The organism is Sphingomonas olei, from assembly GCF_045369765.1.
Taxonomy (GTDB): Bacteria; Pseudomonadota; Alphaproteobacteria; order Sphingomonadales; family Sphingomonadaceae; genus Sphingomonas; species Sphingomonas panaciterrae.
In genome coordinates this window covers 256,775-270,410 of record NZ_JBIQEU010000003.1, presented here as the reverse complement: position 1 = coordinate 270,410, position 13,636 = coordinate 256,775, and the positions used below count along the sequence as shown (strand labels likewise).

13 protein-coding genes are annotated in these 13,636 nt (G+C 66.4%); 9 read left to right on the top strand and 4 right to left on the bottom strand.

What is annotated here, in order from left to right:
- Positions 1-116 precede the first annotated feature (116 nt).
- Positions 117-1,631: a succinyl-CoA:acetate CoA-transferase ScpC gene (gene scpC / locus ACH0BU_RS05765; RefSeq protein WP_314470496.1), complete on the top strand. Its 1,515-nt coding sequence runs from the start codon at positions 117-119 to the stop codon at positions 1,629-1,631.
- 33 nt (positions 1,632-1,664) lie between these two features.
- On the opposite strand, the gene ACH0BU_RS05760 is transcribed toward scpC, so the two are convergent.
- The 4 genes from ACH0BU_RS05760 to ACH0BU_RS05745 all read right to left on the bottom strand — a co-directional run bounded on the left by ACH0BU_RS05760 (position 1,665) and on the right by ACH0BU_RS05745 (position 6,203).
- Positions 1,665-2,609: a 50S ribosomal protein L11 methyltransferase gene (locus ACH0BU_RS05760; RefSeq protein WP_136451407.1), complete on the bottom strand. Its 945-nt coding sequence runs from the start codon at positions 2,607-2,609 to the stop codon at positions 1,665-1,667.
- 16 nt (positions 2,610-2,625) lie between these two features.
- Entirely contained in the window at positions 2,626-3,327 is a 702-nt protein-coding gene (locus tag ACH0BU_RS05755) for an SDR family NAD(P)-dependent oxidoreductase (protein ID WP_296218802.1), read from the bottom strand.
- A gap of 66 nt (positions 3,328-3,393) precedes the next feature.
- Complete coding sequence (locus tag ACH0BU_RS05750) at positions 3,394-4,740, bottom strand: methyl-accepting chemotaxis protein (protein WP_136451409.1); 1,347 nt, start codon at positions 4,738-4,740, stop codon at positions 3,394-3,396.
- Positions 4,741-4,811: 71 nt separating this feature from the next.
- A complete protein-coding gene (locus tag ACH0BU_RS05745; RefSeq protein ID WP_350026109.1) occupies positions 4,812-6,203 on the bottom strand; it encodes a methyl-accepting chemotaxis protein in 1,392 nt (463 codons plus the stop codon).
- 146 nt (positions 6,204-6,349) lie between these two features.
- Here ACH0BU_RS05745 and sdhC point away from each other — a divergent pair, with 146 nt between their 5' ends.
- From sdhC to ACH0BU_RS05705, 8 genes are all read left to right on the top strand, one after another.
- Positions 6,350-6,775 (top strand): succinate dehydrogenase, cytochrome b556 subunit, encoded by a 426-nt coding sequence (gene sdhC / locus ACH0BU_RS05740; protein WP_046411365.1) that lies wholly within the window; start codon positions 6,350-6,352, stop codon positions 6,773-6,775.
- Entirely contained in the window at positions 6,775-7,155 is a 381-nt protein-coding gene (gene sdhD / locus ACH0BU_RS05735) for a succinate dehydrogenase, hydrophobic membrane anchor protein (protein ID WP_296218804.1), read from the top strand. The genes sdhC and sdhD overlap by 1 nt, the downstream gene beginning before the upstream one ends.
- Positions 7,155-8,957, top strand: coding sequence for a succinate dehydrogenase flavoprotein subunit (gene sdhA / locus ACH0BU_RS05730; RefSeq protein ID WP_296218805.1), 1,803 nt, complete (start codon positions 7,155-7,157; stop codon positions 8,955-8,957). Before sdhD ends, sdhA begins: the two co-directional genes overlap by 1 nt.
- A gap of 160 nt (positions 8,958-9,117) precedes the next feature.
- Positions 9,118-10,092 carry a C13 family peptidase gene (locus ACH0BU_RS05725; RefSeq protein ID WP_046411370.1) on the top strand — a complete coding sequence of 325 codons (975 nt, stop codon included), beginning with the start codon at positions 9,118-9,120 and terminating at the stop codon, positions 10,090-10,092.
- 89 nt (positions 10,093-10,181) lie between these two features.
- Positions 10,182-10,754: a ClpP family protease gene (locus ACH0BU_RS05720; RefSeq protein ID WP_296218806.1), complete on the top strand. Its 573-nt coding sequence runs from the start codon at positions 10,182-10,184 to the stop codon at positions 10,752-10,754.
- 97 nt (positions 10,755-10,851) lie between these two features.
- Positions 10,852-12,231 (top strand): cell envelope integrity protein CreD, encoded by a 1,380-nt coding sequence (creD, locus tag ACH0BU_RS05715; RefSeq protein ID WP_046411373.1) that lies wholly within the window; start codon positions 10,852-10,854, stop codon positions 12,229-12,231.
- 14 nt (positions 12,232-12,245) lie between these two features.
- A complete protein-coding gene (locus ACH0BU_RS05710) occupies positions 12,246-13,028 on the top strand; it encodes a succinate dehydrogenase iron-sulfur subunit (RefSeq protein WP_046411375.1) in 783 nt (260 codons plus the stop codon).
- 141 nt (positions 13,029-13,169) lie between these two features.
- The gene (locus ACH0BU_RS05705; protein WP_296218807.1) at positions 13,170-13,619 is read left to right on the top strand and encodes a PaaI family thioesterase; all 450 of its coding nucleotides are present in this window, start codon (positions 13,170-13,172) and stop codon (positions 13,617-13,619) included.
- Positions 13,620-13,636 lie beyond the last annotated feature (17 nt).

Below are 13,636 nucleotides of genomic sequence, written 5' to 3'. Positions count from 1 at the left end.
CAGTCATTTGAACGAATATAGTGCAAGCGCTGCACGGAAAGCACCTATTGTTTATCGCAAACGTTAAGATGATGAGGGCAGCACGGCCCGCGTGAGGGGTCGGAGAGGAGCCAGACGTGACCGATCGTATTGCCAACCCCACCTTGCGCAGCCGCGTGATGTCCGCGGAGGACGCTGCGATGTTCATACAGGCGGGCGACACCGTCGGCATGAGCGGCTTCACCGGTTCCGGCTATCCAAAAGCAGTGCCGACCGCGCTCGCCAAGCGGATCTCTGCCGAACACGCCGCCGGGCGACCGATGCGGGTGAAGGTGTGGACCGGCGCGTCCACTGGGCCCGAACTGGATGGCGCGCTGGCAGAGGCCGACGGGATCGAGCTTCGCCTGCCGTACAATTCGGATCCGATCGCGCGCGAACGCATCAATCGCGGCGAGATGGACTATCTCGACATGCACCTGAGCCAGGTGGCGCCGATGGCCTGGCAGGGGTTTCTGGGTCAACTCGACGTGGCGGTCGTCGAGGTGACGGCGATCCGCGCCGACGGCAGCGTCGTCCCTTCGTCCTCGGTCGGCAACAACAAGACGTGGCTCGATCGCGCCAAGTCGGTGATCCTTGAGGTCAACCGCTGGCAGAACCCGGCGCTGGAGGGGATGCACGACATCTATTACGGCACCGCGCTGCCGCCCAACCGCGTGCCGATCCCGCTGCTGCGCCCGGACCACCGCATCGGCGACCCTTACCTGCGCTGCGACCCGGACAAGGTCGTGGCCGTGGTGGAGACCGACGCACCCGACCGCAACCTCCCCTTCGCGCCGCCCGACGCCTCGGCAAAGGCGATCGCGGAGCATCTGCTGGAGTTCCTCGCGCATGAAGTGACCAAGGGACGCCTGCCGTCATCCTTGCTGCCGATCCAGTCCGGCGTCGGCAACATTGCCAATGCTGTCCTGACCGGCCTGGTGGACGGTCCGTTCCACGATCTGACCGCCTACACCGAAGTGATCCAGGACGGCATGCTGGACCTGATGGACGCGGGTCGCTTGCGCATGGCTTCGGCGACCGCCTTCTCGCTGAGCCCGGACGCGGCGAAGCGGATCAACGATGAGATGGTGCGGTATCGCAGCAAGATGATCCTGCGTCCGCAGGAGATCAGCAATCACCCTGAACTGATCCGTCGTCTCGGCTGCCTGGCAATGAACGGGCTGATCGAGGCGGACATCTACGGCAACGTCAATTCCACCTGTGTGATGGGATCGCGCATCCAGAACGGCATTGGCGGCTCCGGCGACTTTGCGCGCAATGCCTTCATCTCGATCTTCATGACGCCCTCGACGGCGAAGGGCGGCGCGATCTCCGCTATCGTACCGCAGGTCTCGCACGTCGATCACATCATGCAGGATGTCGCGGTACTCGTGACCGAGCAGGGCCTGGCCGACCTGCGCGGCCTGCCGCCCAAGCAGCGCGCGGCGCTGGTGATCGAACGCTGCGCCCATCCCGATTATCGCGACGGCCTGCGCGATTATTATGAGCGCGCGCTACGCGGCGCCTACGGCCGCCATGCCCCCTCGCTGCCGGGCGAGGCGCTGTCATGGCACCAGCGGTTCATGGAGCACGGAACGATGCGGACGGGCTGACCCGTCCGCATCTTCACGCAAGACCGAGGACGGTCAGAGGTCCAGCGCCCAGCCGTCCCGTCCCTTGGGATCGGGCGGCGTTGCGGGGACGAAGCGCGTGGCGCCAGCGGCCAGCCGCAGGATCGTCCAGTCCCCCCGCCGGTCGACCGCCTCCAGCGTACAACCGCACGCGGCAAAGGCCTCGATGACCTGCCCGCGCTGAGTTTCCAGCAACCCGGCGAGGACGATGGCTGCTCCCGGTGCCGCAATAGCCGCAAGTTCCGGCGCCATCGAAACCAGCGGCCCGGCCAGGATATTGGCGATCACGAGGTCATACGGCCCGCGTTCCGTGATCGCGTCGTGCAGCGCGCCGTCTGCTACCAGCAGTTCCAGATCCGCGATCCCGTTCGCGGCGGCGTTGGCACGCGTCACCTCGACCGCCGCCGGATCGATGTCCGTCGCGACGATCGTCGCGTCCGGCCACAGGAAAGCAGCGGCAAAGGCCAGCACGCCGGTACCCGTGCCCACGTCGATGATCCGTGCGAAGCTCCTCTCCGCCAGCCCGTCGAGCATCGCGAGGCAGCCGCTGGTCGTCGCATGGTGCCCCGTGCCGAAGGCGCGGCCAGCGTCGATCAGCAGCGCGCATCCTCCCTCCGGCGCCGCCGTGGGATGCGCGCTGGTATGGACGACGAACCGTCCTTCGCGGATCGGCTCCAGCCCCTCCTGCGACAGCGCCACCCAATCCTGTTCGGCGAGGGCAGTGACGGTTGGCGCCGTGCCCGACGCGCTGGGCACGAGCGCGCAAATCGCCGCCAGCGCCGCCGCGTCCGGCTCGCGCTCCATATAAGCGTCCAGCCGCCACCGCTCGCGATCGTCCTCCACCTCCTCGGTGGTCATCAGAACGGCGTCGATCGCGAGGTCATCCGCCGCGTCGATCGCCTCGGCTTCCGCGCGCGTGCATGGCAACGACACGCGCCAGCTGTCCACCGCGCCGCTCATGGACGCATTTGCCTTCTCAGCGGACATAGCTGGCCCCGTTTACGTCCAGAACCGCGCCCGTCATCGACTCGGGCGCATCAAGCGCGAGCCAGCGGATCATCTCGCCCACTTCATCAGGCATGGCGACCCGGCCGAGCGGAATGTCGGCCAGCAATTTGTCGCCCCCGCGGCTGGCGAGATAATCATCCGCCATGCCCGTCATGGTAAAGCCGGGGCAGATGGCGAACGCCAGGATGCCGTCCTTTGCATAGGCGCGCGCGATCGTCTTCGTCATCGCCACCATGCCGGCCTTTGACGCGGCATAATGCCAGTGCGCCGGGCTGTCGCCGCGATAGGCGGCCCGACTGGCGACATTGACGATCCGCCCGCCGACACCGCGCTCCTGCCAGTGGCGCACCGCGAGGCGGCACAATTGCGCCGCGCCGGTCAGGTTGATGCGCATCGTGCGTTCCCACCCGGCAAGCCATTCGTCATCCGCGCTGTCGAGTGGATTGGCCGCGAACACGCCAGCATTGTTGATGAGCACATCGACATGCCCCAGACGCTCGATCGTTTCCGCCCACAAGGCTGCGGCAGCACCCGGCGTGTCCAGATCGGCGGCAATCAGGCCGTCCGCGTCGCGCGTCGCCTGCCCCAGAACCGTCGCGCTGCCGGACAATGCGCTGCGGGCAGCAGCCCCGATGCCGCGCGAAGCACCCGTAAGAAGAACATTGGTCATGCCGCGTCCATAGAAGCTGGCAAGCAGCCCGTCATCCCGGCACCGCCTCGTTGACCGAAACGACCGTCAGGCAACTTTCGCGCTGAATTCCTCCGCCGCGCTGCGCAGCGAGGCAAGCCGATCATCGATCGCCGCGAATTCGGTGCCCAGCGTATCGACGTCGCGTGCCAGGCCCGCCCCCTCGCGCATAATCGCGGTCATGTTGCCCGCGGTTGCGTCCGCCGCCAGCGCGGTCTCGTCGACGGCAGCGGTAATCGCGGTCACGGTCTGCGCCTGCGCCTCCATCGCCCGCCGGATCCTGGTGGCCGACGTTTTCACGTCATCGATGGTCGCGCGGACGCTGGCGCTCGATTCTACCGTGACCTGAGTTGCGGCCTGGATCGCGCCGATCTGCGCCGCGATATCGTCGGTGGCCCGCGCGGTCTGGCTAGCCAGGCTCTTCACCTCCTGCGCCACCACGGCAAAGCCACGCCCGGCATCCCCCGCCCGCGCCGCCTCGATCGTGGCATTCAGCGCCAGCAGGTTGGTCTGCCCCGCAATGGTGCGGATCAACGCCAGGATGGACTCGATCGACTTGGCATGGGCGCTCAGCGCCTCGCTGACCGTGACCGCCCGGTCCGCCTGCGCGGCCGCCTGCGAGGCAATGTCGGCTGCCGCCTCCACTTCGCCGCGCGCATCCTCGATCGCCAGGATCAGCCCCGCTGCGGTCGAGGCCGCATCGCGCATGGCAAGCGCCGACTCGCCGGCCGCAGCCGCCACTTCGGCGCCGCGCCCGACCATCGATCCGACCGACTGTGTGGCGCTCGCCGCCTGCGCACGCACGCGTTCTCCTAGTACCGCCGCCCCCTCGATCGCATCGGCGATATGCAGGCGAAAGGCCGCAGCATGGGCGGCGCGTTCCTCCGCCACCTGCGCCCGCTCGCTACGGCCAAGATGCGCCGCCATGACATCCGCCTCGATCAGCGCCAGTCGCTGAACAACATCGGACAAGCGCCGCATCCGCGCCACGTCCCCGTCAACGCGAGTCTCCAGGATCGCCAGCGTCCGGGCATGGGCAAAGGCCAGCGCGGAAAGCAGCGCCGCCAGCGGCACGCCCGTTTCGCGCGTCATCTCCGCATGTTTGGTGGCCGACCGCCCCCATTGCTCATCGAACGGCGCAGAATATTTCATCCGCATGTAGCGTGCGCTCCGCGCCAGCTGGCGCTGCAGCCAGACGTCCTCGATCCCCTCCAGCATCTTCTTCGTCGCCGGAAGGCTCCGGTACTGCTGCCAGAATGCGTGGGCGATATCCTCGCAATCGGCAGCGGTCAGCAGAGCGTCGATGTCCGCCGCCGCGGCACCAATGGTGCCATCCCAGTCATATTCGCGAACCTGCGCCGCGATCGAACGGGCCACACTGTCCCAGATCGGCATCGTGGTTCCTCCCCTTGATTATCTCGCGTGCCCCGTGTCTCCGCCGGGGCATCGTCCATCCTGCCCTATCGTCAGGCCGCCACGCGCTCGGCAAAGTCACCGGCGCTTCGATTGAGCAGGACCAGGCGCCCCGCCAGTCGGTCGAACCCGGCGCCAAGCGAGTCGATCTCACCTGCGACCGCTTCGGTGTCCGAATGGATCGCTGCGATCGTGCTGGACATGGAATCCGCCGCGAGCGCCGTTTCGTCGACCGCCGCAGTGATTGCCGTCACAGTATGCGCCTGCGCCTCCATCGCGTCGCGAATGCGCGTCGCGGACACCTGCACCTCGTCGACGGTCGCGCGAATGCCGACATTGGCGTTCACGGTCACCTGAGTGGCGGTCTGGATCGCGGTGATCTTCGCGGCGATATCGTCCGTGGCGCGCGCCGTCTGGCTGGCCAGGCTCTTCACCTCCTGCGCCACCACGGCAAAGCCGCGCCCCGCGTCCCCCGCGCGTGCCGCCTCGATGGTTGCGTTCAACGCAAGCAGGTTGGTCTGCCCAGCAATGTCGCGGATCAGGCCAAGGATCGACTCGATCGACTTGGCATGGTCATTCAGCATCTCCGTCACGCCGACCGCCTCGTCGGCCTGGACCGCCGCCCGCGTCGCGATATCCGCCGCCGCCTCCACCTCGCTTCGTGCATCGCCGATCGCGCGGATCAGCCCCGCGGCCGTGGAGGCTGCATCGCGCATCGCCAGCGCGGATTGTTCGGCCGCCGCCGCCACCTCGCTCGCCTTCCCCAGAACGCCTCGCGCCGACCGGGAGGCGGTGGATGCCTGGTCGCGCAGCGTCGCCCCCTCGGCCGTCGCATCGCCGACCGTCGTCGCGATTCCCCCCCGGAAATCCGCCGCCAGGCGATCGCGTGCAGTCTGCGAGCTGTGCTTGCGATAGTCGCCGTACAGCGCGACGGTGATCTCCCCTTCCAGCGCCGACAGCCGCATCAGCGTGTCGATCATGACCGGCAGGCGCGGGTCCGCTGGTTCGCACCGCGCCATCAGGACGCGCAGCGCCGCGCGATCGCTTGCGCTGATCATCGACAGCAACGCCAGCGGTGAGACCTGCCTCTGATAGGCGGCAGCCACCGATCGCTCGATCGATTCGACCCACGCCCGTTGGTCGGTACGCAGGAAACGATCCTGCAAGAACGCACAGCCTAGATCGATCATCCTGGCGGCGTCCTGTTCGACCCAGGATTTCTCCTCGTGGAAGCACCGCCGGCCATGTTCCCAATACGCCTCGGCGATCTGGCGCACCTCGGGTTCCAGCACGTCCCACACCTCTCGCGACGCGGTCGAAAGCGTGCCGTCAAAGTCGAAAGCCCGCAGGCGGGTGTCGAGATCGATCGAGCGGGCCAGTTGGCCCGGTGCTGGCAGATCGGCGGACAAGTTGTTGCGCTCCCGGTTCATTATCGGCCGGGTCATAGGGGATTGATCGTTAAGTGCTGGTTGAGGCGCGGCGCCCATCCGCCATGCGATTCATTCGCAGGAGGTCACTCCCGCTTGCAACATCGGCCCTCGGGTCTCATAGACCGCGCCAAACCGTCGGCTTACCGCAGGAAACCGTAGCCTTGGCCACAAAACCCGCCCGCCCCAAAAGTCCGCATCTCTTCAGCGGCCCGCTCGCCCTCCATTACCGCTGGAGCGCGGCGATGACGGTGTCGATCCTGCACCGCGCCACCGGTAGCGGGATGGCGACACTGGGGGCATTGCTGCTCGTCTGGTTCCTCGCCGCGCTGGCGTCGGGGGCAGAGGCCTATGCCGCGTTCCGTGACGTCTTCACCCTGTCGGATGGCCGTCTGAACATCTTGGGCTGGGTCATCGGAGTCGGCCTGACGTTCAGCCTGTTTCAGCACATGATGAGCGGTATCCGCCACCTCGTGCTGGATACCGGCGCCGCGTTCGAGCTGAAGCTGAACCGCAATCTCGCGCGGCTCACCTTCGTCGGCTCGACGCTGCTCACCCTCGCCTTCTGGCTCTACGTGGGAACCAAGTAATGGGTACGGGAACCTCGATTGGCCGCGTCCGCGGCCTCGGCAGCGCGCACGAAGGTCCGCATCACTGGTGGCATCAGAAGATCACGGCGGGATCGAACATCCTGCTGATGAGCTGGCTGATGATCTCGCTCGCCCGTCGCCCCGGCTACGAGTACGGCACGATGCGCGACTGGCTGTCCTCGGCTTGGGTCGCGATCCCGATGATCCTGCTGGTCGTCTCGGTCTTCTACCACTTCCGCCTCGGGCTTCAGGTGGTGATCGAGGATTACCAGCGTGACGAACGCCGCGTCGTCGCCATGGTCCTCCTCAACCTGTTCACTGCTGCCGTCACCGGCACCGCCCTCTTCGCGATCCTGAAGATCGCCTTCGGAGCAAATTGATGCCCGCCGCTTACCAGATCATCGACCATACGTACGACGCGGTCGTCGTCGGCGCCGGCGGCTCTGGCCTCCGCGCCACGATGGGCATCGCGGAGGCGGGCCTCAAGACCGCCTGCATCACCAAGGTGTTCCCGACCCGCAGCCACACAGTGGCGGCGCAGGGCGGCATCGCGGCGAGCCTCGGCAACAACTCGCCGGACCACTGGTCCTGGCACATGTACGATACCGTCAAGGGTTCCGACTGGCTCGGTGACCAGGACGCGATCGAATATATGGTGCGTGAGGCCCCGGCCGCGGTGTACGAGCTGGAGCACGCCGGCGTACCGTTCAGCCGCAACGAGGACGGGACGATCTACCAGCGTCCGTTCGGCGGCCACATGCAGAACATGGGCGAAGGCCCGCCGGTGCAGCGCACCTGCGCTGCGGCCGACCGTACCGGCCACGCCATGCTCCACGCGCTGTACCAGCAGTCGCTGAAGTATGACGCGGACTTCTACATCGAATTTTTCGCGCTCGATCTCATCATGGAGAACGGTGCGTGCCGCGGCGTGATCGCGCTGAACATGGAAACGGGGCAGATCCATCGCTTCCGTGCCCATGCGGTCGTGCTGGCGACGGGCGGCGGTGGCCGCGTGTACCAGTCGGCGACCTCGGCGCATACCTGCACCGGCGACGGCAACGGCATGGCGCTGCGTGCCGGGCTCCCGCTGCAGGACATGGAATTCGTGCAGTTCCACCCGACCGGCATCTACGGCGCGGGCGTCCTCATCACCGAGGGTGCGCGTGGCGAAGGCGGCTACCTGACCAATTCCGAGGGCGAGCGCTTCATGGAGCGTTACGCGCCGAGCGCGAAGGACCTTGCCAGCCGCGACGTCGTGTCGCGATCGATGGCAGCCGAGATGCGCGAGGGCCGCGGCGTCGGCAAGGACAAGGATCACATCTTCCTTCACCTCGATCACATCGATCCGAAGGTGCTGGCGGAACGCCTGCCGGGCATCACCGAGACGGGCAAGATTTTCGCGGGCGTCGATCTCACCCGCCAGCCGCTCCCCGTCACGCCGACCGTCCACTACAACATGGGCGGTATCCCGACGAACTATCACGGCGAAGTCGTCCAGCTGAAGGACGGTGATCCGGATGCGGTCGTCCCGGGCCTGTTCGCGGTCGGCGAAGCGGCCTGCGTGTCGGTGCACGGCGCGAACCGCCTCGGCTCCAACTCGCTGATCGACCTCGTCGTGTTCGGCCGCGCCACCGGCCTGCGCCTCAAGGAAACGCTGAAGCCGAACACGCCGCACAATCCGCTGCCCAAGGGTTCGGAAGAGATGGCGCTCGGCCGGCTCGACCATTTCCGCAACGCAACGGGTGGCTCGCCGACGGCGAAGATCCGCGCCGAGATGCAGAAGACGATGCAGCGCCATGCCGCGGTGTTCCGCGACAGCGAGCTGCTTTCCGAGGGCGTTACCAAGATCGACGCGATCTACAAGTCGATGGAGGACGTCGGCATCAAGGATCGCTCGCTGATCTGGAACACCGACCTCGTCGAGACGCTGGAGCTGGACAACCTCATCAGCCAGGCGGTCGTGACGATGCGCGGTGCGGAGAACCGCAAGGAAAGCCGCGGCGCGCACATGCACGAGGATTATCCCGAGCGCGACGACGTGAACTGGATGAAGCACACCATCGCGACCTTCGATGGTTGGGGCGGCAAGGGCGGCAGCTGCTCGCTCGATTACCGTCCGGTGCACGATTACACGCTCACCGACGACGCCGAATACATCAAGCCGAAGAAGCGGGTGTACTAAGGCAAATGGCGCGGCCTACCGGGCCGCGCCTCCTTTCCGGGACACGAACTCAAATATCTGCTGCCATGGCGCGCAACATTTCGAATGTTGCGCGGTGGTAAACTATTGACTCCGATCGCCGCCCACCGCGACACTCCTTCCGTTGTGGAGGGGGCTCGCGATGAAGAGGTTGCTGACCGTCTTTCTTGCCGCCTGCGCCGGTTCGGTGCCGGCGCAGACCTATATTCCTCCCCAGCACAGCCGCCCCGCCCCGCTGATTGCCCGCGGTGGCGAGGCGGAACTTGTCCAGCTCGCCGATCAGGGCGGCGCGATCGAATATGATCGCAAGGCCGGGTGGCAGCTGGCCGAGCATCGCCGCCTCGCCGCCATGCTCGCCACGGTGCAGCCGCACCGCAAGGGTACCACCGACGCCTTCGTCATCAGCGCCGCGCTGGACAGTGACCCGGTGTTCGGCCGCGAGGCGCGAGAGGCGGCGAAGGTCCTGGCGCGCCGCTATGGCGCCGAAGGACGCACGATCGTCCTCGCCGGCACCGACGGCAGGGCGGACAGCGCGTTGCCCATGGGCTCCCCTTCCAATCTCGACGTCGCGCTCGCCCGCGTGGCCGAGCTTATGGACGTGAACGAGGATGTGCTGATCCTCTACACCACCAGCCACGGCGCACGCTTCGGCATCGTCTACAATGACGCCGACCAGGGCTTTGGCGCGATCTCGCCGGCGCGGCTGTGGCAGACCCTGTCCCAGCTCGGCATCCGCAATCGGCTGATCATGATTTCCGCCTGTTACGCCGGCGTCTTCGTACCGCTCCTCTCCAGTGATACCACCGCGATCATCACCGCCGCCTCGTCGGATCGAAGCTCCTTCGGCTGTGTCGCCGACAATGACTGGACCTTCTTTGGTGACGCGCTCGTCAATCGCGCGCTCCGCCAGCCAAAGCCGCTGGCCGCCGCCGTCGAAGAAGCCACCAGCACCATCGCGACATGGGAACGCGACGGCCAGCTTGAGCCTTCGCAGCCGCAGGTCGCGATTGGTGCCGGTGCGGCGCGCTGGCTGGCGGTGCTCGACGCCCGCGCGCCGCGCAGTGCAACCGCGCCGGTCGGCCGCCCCGCCAACGCGGTGTTGATGGCGCAGCATTAGCCCCCGCTGTGAAACCAAACCGCCACCGCAGCGCGCGATATTTTCCGCCACCTCGGAACCGGTGCGCCCCATTCGCGGTTCGCGTCGCCATGAACTCCACCGGCAACGCCAGCAACTATCCGCTCCTCGCCAGCCCGCATGTCCAGCTTTACGGCACGGTCGACGAGGCCATGTACGCAAGCTTCAAGGATCAGGTCGCCGCGGCACCATCCGATGGTCCATTGATCTTCTCGATCACAACCTTGGGGGGCGATCCGGAAATGGCCCGCGCGATGGGCGATACGGTACGCCTGCTGCGCGAATATACCAGCCGTGAGACGCTTTTTCTTGGCAAGGTCGCTGTTTACTCGGCCGGCGCCACCTTCATGTCCGCTTTCCCCGCCGACAAGCGCTTCCTGACGCGCGGCACGCGTTTGATGATCCACGAACGGCTGATGAATTCGACCATCCAGCTGTCCGGCCCGCTCAACACCCTGGCCCCCGTCCTGCTGGCCAAGCTGAACGAGATCGAGGATTCGATCCGCATCCAGGACGAAGGGTTCGCCGCCCTTGTCGAAGGCTCGCAGGTAACGCTCGAAACCCTGAAGGCAAAGGCGCCGTCCAACTGGTATATCGAGGCGGAAGAGGCGCGTGATCTTGGCCTGGTCCTCGACCTGATCTGACGCTGCCCGGGCAGCCTTCCACCTCCACCTTGCCCATCTCCACCTTGTCACGCACCCGCGCCCGCCGGATAAGCAACCGGCAACCGAGCGAGGCGGAATGAGCAAAGACCCGACCCCCGGGCGCAAGCTGGGCATGGCGATCCTCATCGCCATGCTGCTCGCGATCCCGCTGTTTGCCGTCTACCTGCTGGTATATGATCGGCAGGATCAGTCCGCCACGGCCCGCGCCTCGATAGCGCGAGGCTGGGGCGGGCCGCAGACGATCGCCGGGCCGGTGCTCGTCATCCCTTATCAGGCCCAAGCCGCCGAGACGGTCACGGAGGGCGGCCGTCAGGTCACCCGCACCACTCAGGTCTGGCGAGAGCTGACGCTGTCCCCTCAAGTCGCCGATCTCAGCACGCAACTCACCCCCGAACGACGGCGCCGGTCGATCTACGAAGCCGTCGTGTTCGAGGCCGCGGCCACGGGCACCGCGCGCTTCGATCTGCCACCGGATCTCGCCCGCTTCGGGATCACCCCCGACGAACTCGCCTTCGATCGCGCGGAACTCCGCTTCGGGCTGCAGGATCCGCGCGGACTGTTCGGGCGGCCGCCGATGGTGTCGGTGGATGGCCAGCAACTGCGCCTTCAACCCGGAAAGGGCTCGCCGGCGACCAACAACGCCGGCTTTTTCACCTGGCTCGACGCCGGCAGCATCCGCAGCCGGCCGCTCCGCGTGCAGTACAGCTTCGCGTTCCGGGGCAATGGCTGGCTCGCGCTGGCGCCGCAGGCGGGGGACACGCGCTGGCGCGTGACCTCCACCTGGCCGCATCCCAGCTTCCAGGGCGGTTTTCTTCCCACCGCGCAAAGCGTGAACACGGACGGCTTCGCCGCCACTTGGCGCGTCGGCAATCTGGCGCTGGGGCGCAGCCTCGTCTCGTCCGGCGATGTCGTGCCCGAGTCGCGCCCCGACCTGTCCGATGGTCAGCCAGTGGCGACTCCGGCCAACGCCTACGAGGCCCGCGTTGTGCTCGTCTCCCCGGTCGATCTTTACAGCCAGGTCAACCGGTCGGTGAAATACGGCTTCCTGTTCATCGGCTTCACCTTTCTCGCCTTTCTGCTGTTCGACGTGATCGGCGGAGTGCGCGTGTCGCCGGTCGAATATCTGCTGGTCGGCGCCGGCCTGGTGCTGTTCTTCGCGCTCCTGCTCGCCTTTGCGGAGGTCGTGGGCTTCACCTTGGCCTATCTGATCGCGGCGGGGGCGATCATCGCGCTCCTCACCAGCTATTCCGCTGCGGTCCTCCGCAGCTGGCGCCGCGCAGGCTACATCGCGGCCCTGCTGGCGGCGCTGTACGCCATTCTCTACGTCCTGCTGAACCTCGAAGCCTATTCGCTGCTCATCGGATCGCTGCTTCTGTTTGCGGCCTTGGCCGGTGTTATGTATCTGACGCGTAACCTCGACTGGAGCGGTTTGCGCGCCCAGTCCTCAACCGACTGAAGCGGGAACGGAAAATGGCCGAATTCACCCTGCCGGCGAACAGCAAGATCAAGGGCGGTCGCAAGATTCCCTCGCCTGAACCGGGCGGGACGATGCGCAACTTCAAGATCTACCGCTACGATCCGGACAGCGGCGAGAACCCGCGATACGACACGTTCGAGGTAAATCTCGACGAATGCGGCCCGATGGTTCTGGACGCGCTGATCAAGATCAAGAGTGAGCAGGATTCGTCGCTGACGTTTCGCCGTTCGTGCCGTGAGGGCATCTGCGGCTCCTGCTCGATGAACATCGACGGCAAGAACGGCCTCGCCTGCACCACCGCGATCGAGGATGTGAGGGGCGAGGTGAAGATCACCCCGCTGCCGGCGATGGACGTGATCAAGGACCTCGTCCCCGACTTCACGCACTTCTACGCGCAATATGCCTCGATCCAGCCCTGGCTGAAGACGGTGACCCCGCCGCCCGCCGGCAAGGAGCGACTGCAGTCGCCGGAGGACCGCGCAAAGCTCGACGGTCTCTACGAGTGCATCCTGTGCGCCTGCTGCTCGACCTCGTGCCCGAGCTACTGGTGGAACTCCGACAAGTTCTTGGGGCCAGCAATCCTGCTCCAGGCCTATCGCTGGCTGGCCGACAGCCGTGACGAGATGACCGGCGAGCGGCTCGACAGCCTGGAGGATCCGTTCCGCCTCTATCGCTGCCACACGATCATGAACTGCGCGAACACCTGCCCCAAGGGCCTGAACCCGGCCAAGGCGATCGCCGAGATCAAGAAGATGGAAGTCGAGCGGGTTCTCTGATCCACGCATCCAGAAGGGAGCCGCACGGCTCCCTTCTTTTTGTCGGGAGCCATCTCGCCCGCTTGTGCCGGTCCTCCCGACGCACGCCCCCGCCGTGTCATCCCTGACACGCCAGCCGACACGCTCAGGACAAGCGGCGCCATGACTGACAAGCCGGAATTTCTGTACGAGGAACATCCCGACCATCCCGGGTGGCACCGCTGGGGCCTCAAGAATTCGGATCGTTACAATACCTTCCTCGGCGACATGATGGTCCGCGTCGAGGACGGCGCCTGCCGTGTCCGCATGCTGCCCGAACGGCGCCACTCCAACCTCGGCAACAATGTGCACGGCGGCGCGATGCTCGGGTTCATCGACGTCGCGCTCTTCGCCGCCGCGCGCAGCTTCGGCCTGATCGAGGCGGGCACCGCGGTGACGCTGGACCTGAACACGCATTTCGTCGGCGCAGGAAAGATCGGCGACCCGCTGGAGGCGCAGGTCGAATTGCTGCGCGAAACCGGCCGCCTGCTGTTCATGCGCGGCCTGGTCGTCCAGGGCGACGGCCCGGTGGCGGAGTTTTCCGGCACGATCCGGAAGCCGACGAAGCGTTAACTGGTCTCGCGGCGCAC